Annotated in this window: 1 protein-coding gene; it reads left to right on the top strand. The window is 73.5% G+C overall.

Features of this window, described 5'->3' with window-relative positions:
• Nucleotides 1-6 precede the first annotated feature (6 nt).
• On the top strand, nt 7-423 hold a 417-nt coding region (locus GTR02_RS22160; RefSeq protein ID WP_420814765.1), incomplete at its 3' end, for a PIG-L family deacetylase.

Genomic DNA, 423 nt, shown 5'->3' with positions numbered 1-423 from the left:
GAGACGCTGCGGCTGATGGCCGTGCACGCCCACCCGGACGACGAGTCCAGCAAGGGCGCCGCGACGATGGCGAAGTACGTCCAGGAGGGCGTGGAGGTCCTCGTGGTCTCCTGCATCGGCGGCGAGCGCGGCGACGTGCTCAACCCCCGGCTCAAGGACGACGCGACGCTGCGGCGCGACATGGGCGAGTACCGCCGGCGCGAGATGGCCGAGGCCGCGCGCATCCTCGGCGTCCGGCACCGCTGGCTGGGCTACGTCGACTCGGGCCTGCCGGAGGGCGACCCGCTGCCGCCGCTGCCGCCGGGCTGCTTCGCGCTGACGCCGGAGGAGTTCACCATCGACGCGCTCGTGCACGTCGTGCGCGAGTTCCGCCCGCACGTGATGACGACCTACGACGAGTCCGGCGGCTACCCGCACCCGGAC

Source organism: Kineococcus siccus, assembly GCF_009906795.1.
GTDB lineage: Bacteria > Actinomycetota > Actinomycetes > Actinomycetales > Kineococcaceae > Kineococcus > Kineococcus siccus.
This window is presented reverse-complemented; position numbering and strand designations above follow the sequence as displayed.